14 protein-coding genes are annotated in these 17,745 nt (G+C 60.9%); 3 read left to right on the top strand and 11 right to left on the bottom strand.

What is annotated here, in order from left to right:
- The first annotated feature begins 225 nt into the window (after positions 1 to 225).
- Together KW568_RS08990 and KW568_RS08985 are read left to right on the top strand one after the other, a co-directional pair.
- Positions 226 to 1,422, top strand: coding sequence for a PepSY domain-containing protein (locus KW568_RS08990; protein WP_004573638.1), 1,197 nt, complete (start codon positions 226 to 228; stop codon positions 1,420 to 1,422).
- Positions 1,419 to 1,961 carry a hypothetical protein gene (locus tag KW568_RS08985; protein ID WP_004573639.1) on the top strand — a complete coding sequence of 181 codons (543 nt, stop codon included), beginning with the start codon at positions 1,419 to 1,421 and terminating at the stop codon, positions 1,959 to 1,961. Before KW568_RS08990 ends, KW568_RS08985 begins: the two co-directional genes overlap by 4 nt.
- Positions 1,962 to 1,990: 29 nt before the next feature.
- On the opposite strand, the gene KW568_RS08980 is transcribed toward KW568_RS08985, so the two are convergent.
- From KW568_RS08980 to sdhC, 11 genes are all read right to left on the bottom strand, one after another.
- A complete protein-coding gene (locus KW568_RS08980; protein WP_003254200.1) occupies positions 1,991 to 2,740 on the bottom strand; it encodes a DUF599 domain-containing protein in 750 nt (249 codons plus the stop codon).
- A gap of 235 nt (positions 2,741 to 2,975) precedes the next feature.
- Entirely contained in the window at positions 2,976 to 4,289 is a 1,314-nt protein-coding gene (brnQ, locus tag KW568_RS08975) for a branched-chain amino acid transport system II carrier protein (protein ID WP_003254201.1), read from the bottom strand.
- A 403-nt stretch (positions 4,290 to 4,692) separates the two neighbouring features.
- Complete coding sequence (sucD, locus tag KW568_RS08970) at positions 4,693 to 5,577, bottom strand: succinate--CoA ligase subunit alpha (protein WP_003254203.1); 885 nt, start codon at positions 5,575 to 5,577, stop codon at positions 4,693 to 4,695.
- Entirely contained in the window at positions 5,577 to 6,743 is a 1,167-nt protein-coding gene (gene sucC / locus KW568_RS08965; protein ID WP_003254205.1) for an ADP-forming succinate--CoA ligase subunit beta, read from the bottom strand. The genes sucD and sucC overlap by 1 nt, the downstream gene beginning before the upstream one ends.
- 171 nt (positions 6,744 to 6,914) lie before the next feature.
- Complete coding sequence (lpdA, locus tag KW568_RS08960; RefSeq protein WP_003254207.1) at positions 6,915 to 8,351, bottom strand: dihydrolipoyl dehydrogenase; 1,437 nt, start codon at positions 8,349 to 8,351, stop codon at positions 6,915 to 6,917.
- Between the two features lie 93 nt (positions 8,352 to 8,444).
- Positions 8,445 to 9,668 carry a 2-oxoglutarate dehydrogenase complex dihydrolipoyllysine-residue succinyltransferase gene (odhB, locus tag KW568_RS08955; RefSeq protein WP_003254209.1) on the bottom strand — a complete coding sequence of 408 codons (1,224 nt, stop codon included), beginning with the start codon at positions 9,666 to 9,668 and terminating at the stop codon, positions 8,445 to 8,447.
- 42 nt (positions 9,669 to 9,710) lie between these two features.
- Complete coding sequence (locus KW568_RS08950; RefSeq protein WP_003254210.1) at positions 9,711 to 12,542, bottom strand: 2-oxoglutarate dehydrogenase E1 component; 2,832 nt, start codon at positions 12,540 to 12,542, stop codon at positions 9,711 to 9,713.
- A 246-nt stretch (positions 12,543 to 12,788) separates the two neighbouring features.
- On the bottom strand, positions 12,789 to 13,493 hold the full coding sequence (locus KW568_RS08945) for a succinate dehydrogenase iron-sulfur subunit (RefSeq protein WP_003254212.1): 705 nt from the start codon (positions 13,491 to 13,493) through the stop codon (positions 12,789 to 12,791).
- A gap of 11 nt (positions 13,494 to 13,504) precedes the next feature.
- The gene (gene sdhA / locus KW568_RS08940) at positions 13,505 to 15,277 is read right to left on the bottom strand and encodes a succinate dehydrogenase flavoprotein subunit (RefSeq protein ID WP_003254213.1); all 1,773 of its coding nucleotides are present in this window, start codon (positions 15,275 to 15,277) and stop codon (positions 13,505 to 13,507) included.
- Between the two features lie 3 nt (positions 15,278 to 15,280).
- A complete protein-coding gene (gene sdhD / locus KW568_RS08935) occupies positions 15,281 to 15,649 on the bottom strand; it encodes a succinate dehydrogenase, hydrophobic membrane anchor protein (protein WP_003254214.1) in 369 nt (122 codons plus the stop codon).
- Positions 15,643 to 16,029 carry a succinate dehydrogenase, cytochrome b556 subunit gene (gene sdhC, locus KW568_RS08930; protein WP_008091902.1) on the bottom strand — a complete coding sequence of 129 codons (387 nt, stop codon included), beginning with the start codon at positions 16,027 to 16,029 and terminating at the stop codon, positions 15,643 to 15,645. The genes sdhD and sdhC overlap by 7 nt, the downstream gene beginning before the upstream one ends.
- A 352-nt stretch (positions 16,030 to 16,381) precedes the next feature.
- Here sdhC and gltA point away from each other — a divergent pair, with 352 nt between their 5' ends.
- Complete coding sequence (gene gltA / locus KW568_RS08925; RefSeq protein WP_003254218.1) at positions 16,382 to 17,671, top strand: citrate synthase; 1,290 nt, start codon at positions 16,382 to 16,384, stop codon at positions 17,669 to 17,671.
- Positions 17,672 to 17,745 lie beyond the last annotated feature (74 nt).

Here is a 17,745-nt window from a genome sequence, read left to right as displayed (position 1 = left end):
TTTCGAGTAACAACTCGGCTATCCCTACGAAACGGATGGAACACCGGGAAAATTAACCCGTCACGGCCACCGGCAAAGGCAGGCTCAGCGGGGGCCTGGGGTTCGCCATGACAGACGGTTTTCCGGTTTGCCTGCCCTCGCGCGTCATAAGGGTACCGGCGGGATTTTCCTCATACCGCGAGGGATCGACGCGCAAGCCCCCCAAACCACAAGGCACCGGCCCCTATGTCCAAAAAGTCACGCTCGAAACTCTGGTTCCTGGTTCACAGCTGGCTGGCCCTGCCCATCTGGTTCTTCGTGCTGATCGTCTGCTTCACCGGCACCCTGGCAGTGGTCAGCCAAGAGCTGGTGTGGCTGGCCAAACCGGAGATACGCGCGGCGAAGCCGAGCGATGATGCGCCACTGCTGACTTACGACCAGGTGCTCAAGGCCCTGCGTGAAGCCCGCCCCGATCTGGATGTGCAATACATCATGCGCCCGGACGAGTCGCACTTCGCGCTGCAGGTGCAGGTGGTGCAACCGGACAACACCACCCAGAACCTCTACGTGAACCCCTATACAGGCAAGATCCAGGGCATCAGCCCTTCCTTCGACTTCCGCCAGTTCACTCGCGCCTTGCATGGCTGGTGGCTGGTACCTTTCGGCAACGGCTACCCGTGGGGGTGGTACCTGGTCTCGCTGCTGGGCTTGCCGATGCTTGCCTCGCTGGTCACCGGCCTGGTCGTCTACAAGCGCTTCTGGAAAGGCTTTCTGAAACCTACCCTGCGCTTTCGCCAAGGTGCGCGCATCTTCTGGGGTGACTTCCATCGCCTGAGCGGTATCTGGTCGATCTGGTTCATTGCCGTGATCGCGATCACCGGCACCTGGTTCCTGATCCAGGCGTTGCTGGCCGACAACCACATCTCGATCTCAAGCCGCGACGCCCCCGCCGTGGTGGCCCGCGAGGACGTACCGCTGCTGCAGGCTGGCGAAGCGCCCCGGCTGGTCAGCCTGGAGCATGCCATCGAAACGGTGAAGGCGCAGATCCCCGGCTTCGAGGCATCCTTCGTGCGCCTGCCCGGCAATGCCTATGACACCTTCAACATCCGTGGCCGCGGCTGGTACCCGCTGATGTTCCAGAGCGCCAGCATCAACCCGTACACAGGCGTGGTCGCCACCTCGCACACCCTGGATGATCGCACGTCGCTGGAGTTCGTCACCGAATCCATGCGCCCGTTGCACACAGGCGACTTCGGCGGGCTGTGGGTCAAGATGATCTGGTTCGTTTTTGGCCTGGTGCTGACCTTGATGGTGCTCAGCGGCCTGTTGATCTGGAGCAAGCGCACCGCACAGGCCACTGCAGCCGCACTGAAACGCAAGCCGCGCAGCGCACCAACGGCCAACGCCGCGCAAGACGCCCACCTGCCGGAGACCGCCCGATGAGCCGAGCCACCACCACCGACGCACCTTCGGCCTCACGCCGCCTGTGGCTGAAATGGCGCTTTCACCTGAACATCCTGCTGATACTCATCCCCTTGGGGTTCATGCCCAGGTATTTTGCCGACCAGGCGTTGTTCAAAGGTGAAGCCGGGCTGGGTGAGCGTGAGGCGGGTGTGGTCGCAGTGGGCCCATGGAGCCTGCGCCTGGCCGAATTCCGTGCGTCGGCGCCCCGCCAGGAAGGCCCGGCCGGGTATTTCAAGAGTTTCAGTGCGGCGCTGTGCAACCACTGTATCGGCGAAGTGAAGGCCACCTACCTGCGGGTGGGTAAGCCACGCAGCCTGCGCGCGGCCGGGAGCATCTTCTTCGGTTCACCCTACAGCATGGGCGCTTCCGTCCCGGTTCCGGCCAAGACCCGACCCAACGCTGAATTGTGGATCACCATGGAAGGCTGGGATGGCAGCGTGCACCAGGCTTCGATCCCCCTCAGCCAGGCCTCGCCGGCGACAGTTGCCTGGCTGCAGGCGCAGGTTGGCAGCCGCTAGACAACCCGGCGGCGCCCCCCCTGATCGGGTCAAGCGTTGCCAGCGGCGCTTTCCTTGCCCGCGTCCGTGGGGGCGCTTTCAGTGGGCGTGAAGACCATCACTTCCAGTACATCGGAATGGAACTCACGGCGGTACAGGATCAATACCACGCCCACACTCACCACCATGAATAGCCAAGGGCTGATGAACCAGGTCAGCATGGCCATGCCGAAGTAATACGAGCGCAGGCCGAAGTTGAACTGGTTGGCGGCCAGTGACAGCACCCGCGCCGCGCGGGAGGCGAACGCCTTGCGCTCCAGCTCATTGACCAGCCGTTCGCCGATCATCGGCGCCGACCCCACCAGCACGGCGGCAAAGTTGTATTGGCGCATGCACCAGCTGAACGTGAAGAAGGCATAGACAAATACCATGGCCAGGCACAGCAGCTTGATCTCCGACATGCCCTGGGATGTTTGCTGAACCAGCGGCAGGTCGGCCAGCAACGACAGTGCCCGGTCGGAGGCACCGAGCACGGTGAGGATGCCAGCCAGAATGATCAGGGTGCTGGAGGCAAAGAACGAAGCGTTGCGCTCCAGGTTACCGATCACGCTGGCATCAGCGATGCGGTTGTCGCGCAGCAGCATGCGGCGCATCCAGTCTTCGCGGTACAAGTGCAGCACACTGGCCAGGCACGCGGTGTCGCGCCCCTTCCAGATCGCATAGCGGGTATAGCCACCCCAGCACAGGGCGAACCAGGCGATGGCCAGCAGGTTGTTGAGGTTGCTTTGGATGAAGTTCATGCAGGGTTACCGAAAGGGCCATGTGCCTAAAGGATAGGGACCGGATTTCGACGCTGGCAAGCGGCAAAAGGCACACCTGCACACTGAAAAATGCATTACCTGCTGCGAAGCGGCCGAAACAGGCAAACAGCAAAAAGCCCCGCATCCTTTCGGAGACGGGGCTCTCTTGTTTTCACCCTTGGCGGGCACCCTTCGGCTTGTGGCCGGTGCCGCCCTCAGGCTTCGACTTGTCCGGTCAGGCCAGCGCCTCGCGCGGCTTGCCGAGCATGCGGTCGCAGGCCACGGCACCCACCAGGGTCACCACCGAAGGTACCAGCCAGGCCATGCCGGCATCACTCAATGGCAGGTGCGCCATGAAGTCTGGCAACACGTGGGCAAGGCTGCTGCCCTTGATCGCATCGACCATGCCGAACAACAGCGACACCAGCATCACCGGTGCCAGGATGCGCGTTGGCGAGTTCCACAGGTCTTTCACGAAGCTCAGGCCAACCACCACGATGCACGGCGGATAGATGGCGGTGAGCACCGGGATCGAGAACATGATCAGCTTGGTCAGGCCAAGGTTGGAAATCAGCAGCGAGAAGCCGGCGAGGATCACCACCAGCGCGCGGTACGACAGCGGCAGGATCTGGCTGAAGTACTCGGCGCAGGCACAGGTCAGGCCAACCGCGGTCACCAGGCAGGCCAGCGCGATCAGCACGGCCAGGAAGCCGCTGCCCAGGGAGCCGAAGGTGTGCTGTACGTAGGCATGCAGCACCGCCGCACCGTTGGTGGCGTCCGCCGCGATGTCGTGGCTGGTGGCACCCAGGCGGAACAGGCTGATGTAAACCAGGGCCAGCCCGACACCGGCGATCAGGCCGGCGATGATGGCGTAGCGGGTAATCAGCCTCGGCGACTCGACACCGCGCGAGCGAATAGCATTGACAATGACGATACCGAACACCAGGGCACCCAGGGTATCCATGGTCAGGTAGCCATCGGAGAAGCCCTTGGAGAACGCAGCGGCGGCATAGGCAGGCTGTGCGTCACCGATGGTACCGGCGGGCAAGGCGAAGGCAGCGATGCCCAGTACGGCCAGGGCAATGATCTTCAACGGTGCCAGGAAGCGGCCCACGGTGTCGAGCAACTTGCCAGGGTACATGGACACGGCCAGCACGACGATGAAGTACACCAGGCTGTAGATGAACAGCGCCAGCGGGCTTTCACCGGTCAGCGGTGCAACGCCCACTTCGAACGACACGGTCGCGGTACGCGGGGTGGCGAACAGTGGGCCTACCGACAGGTAGCACACAGCAGCCAGCAAGCCACCGAAGAACTTGCCGATCGGGCTGCTCAGGGCATCCATGCCGCCACCGACCTTGGCCAGGGCGACCACGGTGATGACCGGCAGGCCGACGGCAGTCACCAGGAAGCCCAGTGCAGCCATCCATACATGCGGGCCAGACTGCAGGCCGACGATAGGCGGGAAGATGATATTGCCTGCACCCACGAAAAGCGCAAACGTCATAAAGCCAAGCGCCAGGATATCCTGGCCTTTGAGAACTTTCATTTAAGGTAGTACCACACTGCTGAAATCGGGATTCGAGAGGGGATTTCCCTTTGGGTAAGGGGAAATGCTGCCCGGCTTGATAGGCCAGACCCGTTTAGCGTGTCGTTCCCTTTTGGGGCACGGGCACAGAGTGAACGCGTAATGTAACTGTTTTGTCAGTCAAACGCACTGGCACAGTGCTGCTTGTCCGATGTGCGTACATGTTTGTCGTCTGCGCGACCGAGGACAGCAGGCATTATCCTCAGATTGAAACATTCGTCTGCGTGAAAATTCCTATTAAACCTGTCGAAGAATCTCTATCGCCAGCACCGGCCTCTTCGCGGGTAAACCCGCTCCTACGAACCCCACATACGACAAAGGCCACCCGAAGGTGGCCTCTGTGCGCGTGGGGGGTGTAGCAGTATTACTTCTTGGCTTCCCAGCCAGTCAGCTCGGCCAGGGCCTTGCCGATGTCAGCCAGCGAACGCACGGTTTTCACACCCGCGTCCTGCAGGGCGGCGAACTTCTCGTCCGCAGTACCCTTGCCACCGGAGATGATGGCGCCAGCGTGGCCCATGCGCTTGCCCGCAGGTGCGGTAACACCGGCGATGTAGGAAACGACAGGCTTGGTCACGTGGGCCTTGATGTAGGCCGCGGCTTCTTCTTCAGCCGAACCGCCGATCTCACCGATCATCACGATCGCTTCGGTCTTCGGGTCTTCCTGGAACAGCTTCAGGATGTCGATGAAGTTGGAGCCCGGGATCGGGTCACCGCCGATGCCGACGCAGGTCGACTGGCCGAAGCCGGCGTCGGTGGTCTGCTTCACAGCTTCGTAGGTCAGGGTGCCGGAACGCGAAACGATACCGACCTTGCCTGGCAAGTGGATGTGGCCTGGCATGATGCCGATCTTGCACTCGCCCGGGGTGATGACACCTGGGCAGTTAGGGCCGATCAGGGTCACGCCCAGCTCGTCGCACTTGACCTTGGCATCCAGCATGTCCAGGGTAGGAATGCCTTCGGTGATGCAGACGATCAGCTTGATGCCGCCAAAGGCAGCTTCCAGGATCGAGTCTTTGCAGAACGGAGCGGGTACGTAGATGACCGAAGCGTCAGCGCCGGTAGCTTCCACGGCTTCCTTGACGGTGTTGAACACCGGCAGGCCCAGGTGGGTGGTGCCACCCTTGCCTGGGGTTACGCCGCCGACCATCTTGGTGCCGTAGGCAATGGCCTGTTCGGAGTGGAAAGTACCCTGCGAGCCGGTGAAGCCCTGGCAGATGACTTTGGTATCTTTATTGATCAGGACGCTCATTACTTGCCCTCCGCAGCTTTGACAACTTGTTGAGCAGCGTCGGTCAGGCTGGTTGCCGCAATGATGTTCAAACCGCTTTCTGCCAGTACTTTAGCGCCCAGTTCGGCGTTGTTGCCTTCGAGGCGAACGACGACCGGAACTTTAACGCCGACTTCTTTCACTGCACCAATGATGCCTTCGGCAATCATGTCGCAGCGAACGATGCCGCCGAAGATGTTGACCAGAACGGCCGCGACATTGCTGTCGGACAGAATGATCTTGAACGCTTCGGTAACGCGCTCTTTGGTAGCACCACCGCCAACGTCGAGGAAGTTGGCCGGCTTGCCGCCGTGCAGGTTGACGATGTCCATGGTACCCATGGCCAGGCCGGCACCGTTGACCATGCAGCCGATGTTGCCTTCAAGGGCAACGTAGTTCAGTTCGAACTTGGCAGCGTGGGCTTCACGGGCGTCGTCCTGCGACGGGTCGTGGAAGGTTTTCAGCTTCGGCTGACGGTACATGGCGTTGGCGTCGATGTTGATCTTGGCATCGAGGCAGTGCAGGTCGCCATCGGCCTTGATCACCAGCGGGTTCACTTCCAGCAGCGCCAGGTCATGATCCTTGAACAGCTTGGCCAGGCCAACGAAGATCTTGGCAAACTGTTGAACTTGCTTGCCTTCCAGGCCCAGCTGGAAAGCCAGCTCGCGACCCTGGAACGGCTGAGCGCCGACCAGTGGGTCGATGGTGGCCTTGAGGATTTTCTCAGGCGTTTCGTGAGCGACTTTCTCGATGTCCACGCCACCTTCGGTGGAAGCCATGAACACGATACGGCGGCTCGAACGATCGACTACAGCGCCCAGGTACAGCTCTTTGGCGATGTCAGTGCAGGATTCGACCAGAATCTTGGAGACGGGTTGACCGTTGGCATCGGTCTGGTAGGTAACCAGATTCTTGCCCAACCACTGTGCAGCGAACGCCTTGGCGTCTTCCTTGCTGCGAACCAGCTTTACGCCGCCCGCTTTACCGCGACCACCCGCGTGAACCTGGGCTTTTACAACCCACTCGTTCCCGCCGATCTTGTCGCAGGCTTCTGCAGCTTGCTCAGGGGTGTCGACTGCGAAACCCTTGGAAACTGGCAGGCCGTATTCAGCGAACAGCTGCTTACCCTGATACTCGTGAAGATTCATGCTTTTTACCGTCTTCGTTAGGTACTGCGCTTCGGCGCTGCGCCATCAGTGGCGCCGCACCACCTGTGACCGTTGACCCCGGGTTTCCCGTGTGATCCGGTCCGGCGGACTTTCCGCGGTGAGTCATGCACGCAAGACTCACGACGGGCAGCCCGCCGTGGTTTCTTATAATTAACGCTTCTTACGGTTGGCCACGTGAATGGCGCCGCCATTCACCGCCAGCGCTGCTTCATGCAACGCTTCGGACAGGGTTGGATGGCTGAAGACCATCATGCCCAGATCCTCGGCACTGGTGCCGAATTCCATTGCGATTGCGCCCTGCTGCACCAGTTCGGCAGCCGATGGGCCAATCACGTGAACACCCAGAACGCGGTCGGTCTTGGCATCGGCGATGACCTTGACGAAACCACCGGTGTCGTTGGCAGCCATCGCACGGCCGCTGGCCGCGAACGGGAAGGTGCCCACGTTAACCTCAACGCCCTCGGCCTTCAAGGCCTGTTCGGTCTTGCCGACCCACGCGATTTCCGGGTGGGTGTAGATGACCGATGGGATCAGGTCGTAGTTCATCTGGGCCTTGTGGCCCTTGATGCGCTCAACGACCATGATGCCCTCTTCCGAAGCCTTGTGGGCCAGCATCATGCCGCGTACCACGTCACCGATGGCGTACACGCCAGGAACGCTGGTGGCGCAGTAATCGTCGACGAAGATGTAGCCACGCTCGTCGATGGTCACGCCGCTGTCGGCAGCCAGCAGATCGGTAGTCACCGGGCGACGGCCGACTGCAACAATCAGCTTGTCGAAGGTGATCTTCTGCTCGCCTTCGGCGTTGGTGTAGGTCACTTCGACTTCATTGCCGTTGACTTTCGAGCCGGTGACGCGAGCGCCCAGCTTGATGTCCAGGCCTTGCTTGGTCAGGGTCTTCTGGGCTTCTTTCGACACGGCGGTGTCGGCAGCCATCAGGAAGGTGTCCAGGGCTTCCAGGACGGTCACTTCAGCACCCAGGCGAGCCCATACCGAGCCCAGCTCCAGGCCGATCACGCCTGCACCGATAACGCCCAGGCGCTTCGGTACGGCCTGGAATTCCAGGGCGCCGGTGGAGTCGACGATGACGTTCTGGTCGACCGGGGCCGGCGGAATGTCGATCGGGCGCGAGCCGGAAGCCAGGATCACGTTCTCGGCTTCGATGACTTCGGTGGTGCCGTCAGCTTTGGTGACTTCGACTTTCTTGCCGGCCAGCAGCTTGCCGTGGCCTTGGATCGAAGTGACGCCGTTGGCCTTGAACAGGGTGGCAACGCCACCGGTCAGGTTCTTGACGATGCCCGCCTTGCGGCCAACCATCGCGGCCACGTCCATCTTCACTTCGCCAGTGGAGATACCGTGGACGTTGAAGCTCTCTTTGGCTTCCTTGTATTTCCAGGAGCTGTCCAGCAGCGCCTTGGAAGGAATACAACCTACGTTCAGGCAGGTGCCGCCCAGGGCCAGCTTGCCCTCGGCGTCGGTGTACTTCTCGATACAGGCAGTCTTCAGACCAAGTTGTGCGGCCTTGATGGCAGCTACATAGCCGCCTGGGCCTGCACCGATTACCACTACGTCGAATTTCTGGGTCATAAAAGATTCCTTATCAGCTACAAGCTACAAGCCGCGAACCGCGCGGCATGGCTTCTCGCGAAGCCAGGCCCGGCACGGTACGCAGCCAGAGGGTTAGATGTCCAGCAGCAGGCGGGACGGATCTTCCAGCAGGTTCTTGATAGTGACCAGGAAGGTTACCGCTTCCTTGCCGTCGATCAGGCGGTGATCGTACGACAGCGCCAGGTACATCATCGGGCGAATCACGACCTGGCCATTGATGGCCATCGGGCGCTGGATGATGTTGTGCATGCCGAGAATGGCGGCCTGCGGCGGGTTGACGATCGGGGTCGACATCATCGAACCGAAGGTGCCACCGTTGGTGATGGTGAAGGTACCACCGGTCATCTCTTCGATGGACAGTTTGCCGTCACGGGCCTTCTTGCCGAAGGTAGCGATGCCGTTCTCGATTTCAGCCAGGCTCATCGACTCGGCGTTACGCAGCACCGGCACCACCAGGCCACGGTCGCTGGACACGGCAACACCGACGTCGGCGAAGCCGTGGTAGACGATGTCGTTGCCGTCGATCGAGGCGTTGACAGCCGGGAAACGTTTCAGCGCTTCGGTGGCAGCCTTGACGAAGAACGACATGAAGCCCAGGCGCACGCCATTGTGGGTCTTCTCGAACAGGTCCTTGTACTTCGAACGCAGGGCCATGACTTCGGTCATGTCCACTTCGTTGAAGGTGGTCAGCATTGCCATGTTCGACTGGGCTTCGACCAGACGCTCGGCGATCTTGGCACGCAGGCGGGTCATCGGCACGCGCTTCTCGGTACGGTCGCCAGCGGCGACGACAACCGGGGCAGCGGCAGCAGCGGCAGGCTTGGCAGCCGGTGCAGCGGCAGGAGCCGACTTCTTGTTGGCAACAGCAGCAACCACGTCTTCCTTGGTGACGCGACCGCCTTTACCGGTGCCTGCCACGGTAGCCAGGTCGATGCCGTTTTCTTCAGCCAGCTTGCGCGCAGCCGGGGCAGCGATCGGGTCATCTTCGCCGGCGTCAGCGCTGGCAGCGGCCGGAGCAGCTGCAGGTGCGGCGGCCGCGGCAGGCGCGGCGGCAGCACCGCCTTCAACGATCGAACCCAGCAATTCGTCGGACAGGACGGTGTCGCCCTCGCCCTTGACGATGTCGCCCAGCACGCCATCGGCAGTCGCCAGTACTTCCAGGACAACCTTGTCAGTCTCGATGTCGACGATCAGCTCGTCACGCTTGACGGCTTCGCCCGGCTTCTTGTGCCAGGTGGCAACGGTGCCATCGGCAACCGATTCCGGGAAGGTTGGGGCTTTGATCTCGATAGCCATTATCTGTGTTTCCTTAAATTCGGTTTCAGGTGCGCGAAGGCGTTAGACAGTGAAGGCGTCTTGCAGCAGTTTTTCCTGCTGTTCGGCGTGCTTCGAAGCGTAACCACAGGCTGGCGCGGCAGAAGCGTCGCGACCGGCGTATTCCAGGACCAGTGCCTTGTTGTGGCGGCCCAGGATACGGCGCATGTGGTGCTGGCTGCTGTACCAGGCACCCTGGTTCATCGGCTCTTCCTGACACCAGACCGCATGCTTGAGGTTGGTGTAAGGGGCGAGGATTTCGACCAGATCGTCCTCAGGGAACGGATACAGCTGCTCGATACGCAGGATGGCGATGTCTTCGCGGCCTTCGGCACGGCGTTTTTCCAGCAGGTCGTAGTAGACCTTGCCGCTGCACAGCACCAGACGCTCGACCTTGGCCGGATCGATTGCGTCGATTTCCGGGATCACGGTCTGGAACGAGCCTTCTGCCAGGTCTTCCAGGGTCGAGATGGCCAGCTTGTGGCGCAGCAGCGACTTCGGCGTCAGGACGACCAGCGGCTTGCGCAGCGGGCGAATGACCTGGCGACGCAGCAGGTGGTAAATCTGTGCCGGCGTCGTCGGTACGCAGACCTGGATGTTGTGCTCGGCGCACAGCTGCAGGTAACGCTCCAGACGCGCGGAGGAGTGCTCCGGCCCCTGCCCTTCATAGCCGTGTGGCAGCAGCATGGTCAGGCCACACAGGCGGCCCCACTTGTGCTCACCACTGGTGATGAACTGGTCGATCACCACTTGCGCACCGTTGGCGAAGTCGCCGAACTGGGCTTCCCAGATCACCAGCGCGTTCGGCATGGTGGTGGAGTAGCCGTATTCGAAGGCCAGTACCGCCTCCTCGGACAGGAACGAATCGTACAGATCGAAACGTGGCTGGCCAGGGAACAGGTTCTGCAACGGAATGTAGGTGCTGGCGTCCTTCTGGTTGTGCAGCACCGCGTGACGGTGCGAGAAGGTGCCACGGCCGATGTCCTGGCCGGTCATGCGGATCGGGTGACCTTCGAACTGCAGGGTGGCGTAAGCCATGGTCTCTGCATAACCCCAGTTGATCGGCAAGCCACCGGCCTGCATCTTCTGACGGTCTTCGTAGATCTTCGACACCTGACGCTGGACCACGAAACCTTCCGGCAGCTCGAGCAGCTTGGCCGACAGATCCTGCAGGGTCTTGAGGTCGAAACGGGTGTCGTGACGCGCGGTCCAGGCATGGCCCAGGTACGGACGCCAGTCGACGAACAGCTCGCGGTTCGGCTCCTTGACCAGGCTTTTCACCACGTGCAGGCCATTGTCCAGTGCGTTGCGGTACTCGTCGATCTTGGCCTGAGCGCGCTCGGCGTCGATGCGACCGGCCTGGATCAGCTGCTCGGCATACAGCTCACGGGTAGTGCGCTGCTTGCTGATTTGCTGGTACATCAGCGGCTGGGTGCCGTTCGGCTCGTCAGCCTCGTTGTGGCCACGGCGACGGTAGCAGACCAGGTCGATGACCACGTCACGCTTGAACTGCATGCGGTAGTCGATGGCCAGCTGGGTGACGAACAGCACGGCTTCCGGGTCATCGCCGTTCACGTGCAGGATCGGTGCCTGGATCATCTTGGCAACGTCGGTCGCGTACTCGGTGGAGCGCGCATCCAGTGGGTTGCTGATGGTGAAACCAACCTGGTTGTTGATCACGATGTGCACGGTACCGCCGGTCTTGAAACCGCGGGTCTGCGACATCTGGAAGGTTTCCATGACCACGCCCTGGCCAGCGAACGCAGCGTCGCCGTGGATCGAGATCGGCAGCACCTTGTCGCCAACGGTGTCGTTGCGGCGGTCCTGACGGGCGCGCACCGAACCCTCGACCACCGGCGAAACGATTTCCAGGTGGGACGGGTTGAACGCCATGGCCAGGTGCACTTCGCCACCCGGGGTCATCACGTTCGAGGAGAAGCCCTGGTGATACTTCACGTCACCGGAGCCCAGCTCGTTCATCTTCTTGCCTTCGAACTCGTCGAACAGCTCGCGCGGGTTCTTGCCGAAGGTGTTCACCAGCACGTTCAGGCGGCCACGGTGGGCCATGCCGATCACGACCTCCTTGGCGCCGTAAGAGCCGGAACGCTGGATCATTTCATCCAGCATCGGAATCAGGCTCTCGCCGCCTTCAAGGCCGAAACGCTTGGTGCCCGGGTACTTGGTGCCCAGGTACTTTTCCAGGCCCTCACCGGCGGTCACGCGCTCGAGCAGGTGGGCCTGCACGTCAGCGGAAAACTCCGGACGGCCGCGCACGCTTTCCAGGCGCTGCTGGAACCAGCTGCGCTGCTCGGAATCGACGATGTGGGTGAATTCGGCGCCAATGGTGCGACAATATGTCTTCTGGAGTGCATCGAAGATGTCGCGTAGGCTCGCCTCCTCTTTGCCGATGAACAGGTCGCCGGCACGGAAGGTCGTATCAAGATCGGCATTGGTCAAGCCGTAGTGATTGATCGACAGGTCTACGGGCGCAGGGCGCTGCCACAACCCCAACGGGTCGAGCTTGGCAGCCTGATGGCCGCGCATACGATAGGCCTGGATCAGTCGCAGAACTTCAACCTGCTTCTTCTCGTGTTCACTGCTCACGCTCCCGGCGGAAACCGGTTGGGCGCGGCGCTGGTTCTTTGCCAGCAGTACGAAATGGTCGCGGATTGTCGAGTGCGATACATCAGTAGCGGTGCTGCCGTCGGCTGGCAACTTCTGGAAGTAAGTGCGCCACTCTTCTGGCACAGCGTTAGGGTCGTGCAGGTAGAGCTCGTAGAGCTCTTCCACATATGCAGCGTTACCACCTGAAAGGTGGGCGCTATCCCACATGCGCTGCATCACGCTTTCTTGCATGCTTGGTCACCCTCGATTAGGGGACTGATCGGCGAGAGCCACAGCAAACCTGGAAAAGTCCGAAAACAGCGACTGAACCACGCCACTTGGATCCTGCTGATTTTCCGGGTACCAGCCCGGAAAGCCCCTGCTGGTCTCATATCTTCATAGGTAATGAACGCGGGCTTTGTGGGCCCTTGTTCGGGTTTTACCTCAGTGCGGGCTCACCACCCGCACCTCGGCTTACTGCAGGTACAACGCTTTGTATCAGGTGCCGCTTTGCAGCAGCATGTTACGTACGTGACCGATTGCCTTGGTCGGGTTCAGACCTTTCGGGCAAACGTTTACGCAGTTCATGATCCCGCGGCAGCGGAATACGCTGAACGGGTCATCCAGGGACGCCAGGCGCTCCTGAGTCTTGGTATCGCGGCTGTCGGCAAGGAAGCGGTAGGCTTGCAGCAAGGCTGCCGGGCCCAGGAACTTGTCCGGGTTCCACCAGAACGACGGGCAGGAAGTCGAGCAGCACGCGCACAGGATGCACTCGTACAGGCCGTCCAGCTTGTCACGGTCTTCCGGCGATTGCAGGCGCTCGATGGCCGGGGCCGGGGTGTCGTTCTGCAGGAACGGCTTCACCTTCTCGTACTGCTTGTAGAAGATGCTCATATCGACCACCAGGTCACGAATGACCGGCAGGCCTGGCAGAGGACGCAGAACCAGCTTGCCGCCCTTCACCACCGCCGACAGCGGGGTGATGCAGGCCAGGCCGTTCTTGCCGTTCATGTTCATGCCGTCGGAACCGCAAACGCCTTCACGGCAGGAGCGACGGTACGAGAAACCCTCGTCCTTTTCCTTGATCAGTGCCAATACATCGAGCACCATCAGGTCCTTGCCGCCGGTATCGACGTCGAACGACTCCATTTTTGGCGCCGAGTCGGTGTCCGGGTTGTAACGATAAACTTCGACTTTCAACATAGCAGCCACCCTTAGTAAGTCCGGACTTTTGGTTCGAAGGCTGGAACAGTCTTCGGCGCAAAGTTGACGCCGCGCTTGGCAACGCGCTTCTCACCCGGGTAGTACAGGGTGTGGCACAGCCAGTTTTCGTCGTCACGGTCTTCGAAGTCTTCACGGGCGTGAGCGCCGCGGGACTCTTTACGGGCTTCCGCCGCGATGGCGGTAGCTTCGGCAACTTCCAGCAGGTTCTGCAGCTCCAGCGCTTCGATACGCGCGGTGTTGAAGGCCTGGGACTTGTCGTTGATCTTGACGTTGGCGATACGGTCACGCAGACCGGCCAGTTGCTCGATACCCTTCTGCATGTATTCACCAGTACGGAATACACCGAAGTAGTTCTGCATGCAGCTCTGCAGCTCGCGCTTCAGGCTGGCAACGTCTTCACCGCTGGTACGCTCGTTGAGCTTGTTCAGGCGGTTCAGGGCAACATCGACGTCGGTGTCGCTGGCGTCGCGGTATTCCACGCCTTCGCTCAGCGCCTTCTCCAGGTGCAGGCCGGCAGCACGGCCGAACACCACCAGGTCGAGCAGCGAGTTGCCGCCCAGGCGGTTGGCACCGTGAACCGATACGCACGCCACTTCACCTACGGCGAACAGGCCCGGGATGATGTGATCCTGACCGTCGGCGTCCATGGTGATGGCCTGGCCATGAATGTTGGTGGCAACGCCGCCCATCATGTAGTGGCAGGTTGGAACCACCGGCACCGGCGCGACCACAGGGTCGACGTGGGCGAAGGTCTTGGACAGTTCGCAGATACCTGGCAGGCGGCTGTGCAGCACTTCCTCGCCCAGGTGGTCCAGCTTCAGCAGTACGTGGTCCTTGTTCGGGCCCACGCCGTTGCCGGCGATGATTTCCTTGACCATGGAACGGGCAACCACGTCGCGGCCGGCCAGGTCTTTGGCGTTCGGCGCGTAACGCTCCATGAAGCGCTCGCCGTGGGCGTTGATCAGGTAGCCACCTTCACCACGGCAACCTTCGGTGACCAGTACACCGGCGCCGGCGATACCGGTCGGGTGGAACTGCCACATTTCGATGTCCTGCACCGGCACGCCTGCACGCAGGGCCATGCCGATACCGTCACCGGTATTGATCAGGGCGTTGGTGGTGGACGCGTAGATACGGCCTGCACCGCCAGTGGCCAGTACGGTGGCCTTGGACTTGATGTACAGGGTTTCGCCGGTTTCGATGCAGATGGCGATCACACCCACGAATGCGCCGTCCTGGTTCTTCACCAGGTCAACTGCGTAGTACTCGTTGAGGAACGTGGTGCCCGCTTTCAGGTTGCCCTGGTACAGGGTGTGCAGCAGCGCGTGACCGGTACGGTCCGAAGCGGCACAGGTACGGGCGGCCTGGCCACCTTTACCGAAGTCCTTGGACTGACCACCGAACGGACGCTGATAGATGCGGCCGGTTTCGGTGCGCGAGAACGGCAGACCCATGTGGTCCAGTTCGAAGACCGCAGCCGGGCCTTCCTGACACATGTATTCGATAGCGTCCTGGTCACCGATGTAGTCGGAACCCTTGACGGTATCGTACATGTGCCAGCGCCAGTCGTCGTTCGGGTCGGCCGAAGCGATGGCGCAGGTGATGCCGCCCTGGGCGGATACGGTGTGCGAACGGGTCGGGAAGACCTTGGTGACTACGGCAGTCTTGTGGCCGCCTTGAGCCAGTTGCAGCGCTGCGCGCATGCCGGCGCCGCCGCCACCGATGATGATGGCGTCGAAGGAAATGGTTGGAATGCTAGCCATGGATCAGATACCCCAGAGAATCTGCACACCCCAGACGAAGTAAGCGAACATCGCAACGCCGCATACCGCCTGGAACAGGAAACGAATCGCAGTTGCCGACTTGCCGAACGACATAGGCGTCAGGTAGTCGGTTGCAATGGTCCACATGCCAACCCAGGCGTGAGCGCCCAGGGCAACGAGGGCCAGCAGACTGAAGATCCGCATCGCGTTGTTGGAGAACAGACCATGCCACTGGGTGTAGTCGATGCCTGGGTGGGCGACCACGTAGCCGATCAGGAAGAGGAAGTAAGCCGCGAGAACGACCGCAGAAACGCGCTGCGCCATCCAGTCATAGAGGCCAGAACGCGACAGGTTCGTGACATTGGTTACCATACCCAAACTCCCACCAGAACGATCAGCACCACGGAGATGACGATCACGATTTTCGAGCCCAGCTTGCCGCCTTCCAGCGTCTCACCGATACCCATGTCCATGATCAGGTGACGAACACCTGCCACGAGGTGATAAAGCAGGGCGGACAGCAGACCCCAGGTCACGAACTTGGCCAGCGGGCTGGTCAGACACGCCTTCACCTCACCGAAGCCTTCCTCGGAACCCAGCGACTTGCCCAGTGCATAAAGCATGATGGCAAGGCCGATGAACAGGATGACGCCGGAGATACGGTGCAGGATGGACGTGTACGCAGTGACGGGGAGCTTGATGGTCCTTAGGTCTAGGTTTACAGGTCGTTGGCTTTTCACGGCTTTTTTCACACTGAAGAGCCCCTAGCGAATCAGGGCAAAGTTGTTGGTAAGTGTACTGGTCAGGTACCCACCACCCAGGGAACGGCGACCCCCAGCAGTTCGGGCTTGCAAGCCCCTGGCGGTCGGGTGCCGAGTATAGACAGTTAGGCTGCTTATGACAACGTGACGGGGTAGCCCAAATAGCGCATTGCCTTTAATGAACAAAAGGCGTAAATGGGCGAGAATTTCGGGAAAAATCAGGCTTGAATGCCTGATTCAACAAGCCTTTAGGCAAATTGACATCTGAATTTATCCCTCTATAGTGGTGCGGGCCCTGCGTGGGGGGTCTGTCTGATGATTTCAAGCATTAATAGGAGGCCACATGGCTGACAAAAAAGCGCAGTTGGTCATCGAGGGCGCTGCCCCCGTCGAGCTGCCCATTTTAACCGGCACCGTTGGTCCTGATGTAATCGACGTCCGCGGGTTAGGGGCCACTGGTCACTTCACCTTCGACCCAGGTTTCATGGCGACTGCCTCGTGCGAGTCGAAGATCACCTATATTGACGGCGACAAAGGTATCCTGCTGCACCGCGGCTACCCGATCGAGCAACTCGCCGAACAGTCCGACTACCTCGAAACCTGCTACCTGCTGCTCAACGGCGAACTGCCGAATGCCGAGCAGAAGGCCCAGTTCGTCAGCACCGTCAAGAACCACACCATGGTTCACGAGCAGCTGAAGTCCTTCTTCAACGGCTTCCGCCGCGACGCTCACCCGATGGCGGTGATGTGCGGCGTGGTCGGCGCCCTGTCGGCGTTCTATCACGACTCCCTGGACATCAATAACCCGCAACACCGCGAAATCTCCGCGGTGCGCCTGGTCGCCAAGATGCCGACCCTGGCTGCGATGGTTTACAAGTACTCCATGGGCCAGCCGATGATGTACCCGCGCAACGACCTGTCGTACGCGGAAAACTTCCTGCACATGATGTTCAACACCCCGTGCGAGATCAAACCGATCAGCCCGGTGCTGGCCAAGGCAATGGACCGGATCTTCATCCTCCACGCCGACCACGAGCAGAACGCCTCCACCTCCACCGTTCGTCTGGCCGGCTCGTCGGGTGCCAACCCGTTCGCCTGTATCGCCGCCGGTATCGCTGCACTGTGGGGCCCGGCCCACGGCGGTGCGAACGAAGCCGTACTGACCATGCTGGATGAAATCGGCGATGTTTCGAACATCGACAAATTCATCGCCAAGGCCAAGGACAAGAACGACCCGTTCAAGCTGATGGGCTTCGGTCACCGCGTGTACAAGAACCGCGACCCGCGCGCCACCGTGATGAAGCAGACCTGCGACGAAGTCCTGCGCGAGCTGGGCATCAAGAACGACCCGCAGCTGGAACTGGCCATGCGCCTGGAAGAGATCGCCCTGACCGATCCTTACTTCATCGAGCGTTCGCTGTACCCGAACGTCGACTTCTACTCGGGGATCATCCTCAAGGCGATCGGCATTCCGACCAGCATGTTCACCGTGATCTTCGCCCTGGCACGTACCGTGGGCTGGATCTCGCACTGGAAAGAAATGCTCTCCAGCCCGTACAAGATCGGCCGTCCGCGCCAGCTGTACACCGGTGAGCAGAAGCGTGACATCGTTGCTCTGAAAGACCGCAAGTAAGCGTTGATCGCTGAACGTAAAAGGCTGCCCTCGGGCAGCCTTTTTTATTGTAAATCCTGCCGGTCGCAGTTCGG

It is taken from the genome of Pseudomonas sp. HD6515 (assembly GCF_024971855.1).
Lineage (GTDB): Bacteria > Pseudomonadota > Gammaproteobacteria > Pseudomonadales > Pseudomonadaceae > Aquipseudomonas > Aquipseudomonas alloputida.
Note: the sequence above shows the minus strand (reverse complement) of the source record. Positions and strands in the feature narration are given on the sequence as shown.

Bases quoted from the DNA above. Each gene is read 5' to 3' on its own strand.
- sdhA (WP_003254213.1), bottom strand. From the start codon at position 15,277: ATGGCTAGCATTCCAACCATTTCCTTCGACGCCATCATCATCGGTGGC.
- sdhD (WP_003254214.1), bottom strand. From the start codon at position 15,649: ATGGTAACCAATGTCACGAACCTGTCGCGTTCTGGCCTCTATGACTGG.
- sucC (WP_003254205.1), bottom strand. From the start codon at position 6,743: ATGAATCTTCACGAGTATCAGGGTAAGCAGCTGTTCGCTGAATACGGC.
- KW568_RS08980 (WP_003254200.1), bottom strand. From the start codon at position 2,740: ATGAACTTCATCCAAAGCAACCTCAACAACCTGCTGGCCATCGCCTGG.
- odhB (WP_003254209.1), bottom strand. From the start codon at position 9,668: ATGGCTATCGAGATCAAAGCCCCAACCTTCCCGGAATCGGTTGCCGAT.
- KW568_RS08950 (WP_003254210.1), bottom strand. From the start codon at position 12,542: ATGCAAGAAAGCGTGATGCAGCGCATGTGGGATAGCGCCCACCTTTCA.
- KW568_RS08990 (WP_004573638.1), top strand. From the start codon at position 226: ATGTCCAAAAAGTCACGCTCGAAACTCTGGTTCCTGGTTCACAGCTGG.
- lpdA (WP_003254207.1), bottom strand. From the start codon at position 8,351: ATGACCCAGAAATTCGACGTAGTGGTAATCGGTGCAGGCCCAGGCGGC.
- KW568_RS08945 (WP_003254212.1), bottom strand. From the start codon at position 13,493: ATGTTGAAAGTCGAAGTTTATCGTTACAACCCGGACACCGACTCGGCG.
- sucD (WP_003254203.1), bottom strand. From the start codon at position 5,577: ATGAGCGTCCTGATCAATAAAGATACCAAAGTCATCTGCCAGGGCTTC.
- gltA (WP_003254218.1), top strand. From the start codon at position 16,382: ATGGCTGACAAAAAAGCGCAGTTGGTCATCGAGGGCGCTGCCCCCGTC.
- brnQ (WP_003254201.1), bottom strand. From the start codon at position 4,289: ATGAAAGTTCTCAAAGGCCAGGATATCCTGGCGCTTGGCTTTATGACG.
- KW568_RS08985 (WP_004573639.1), top strand. From the start codon at position 1,419: ATGAGCCGAGCCACCACCACCGACGCACCTTCGGCCTCACGCCGCCTG.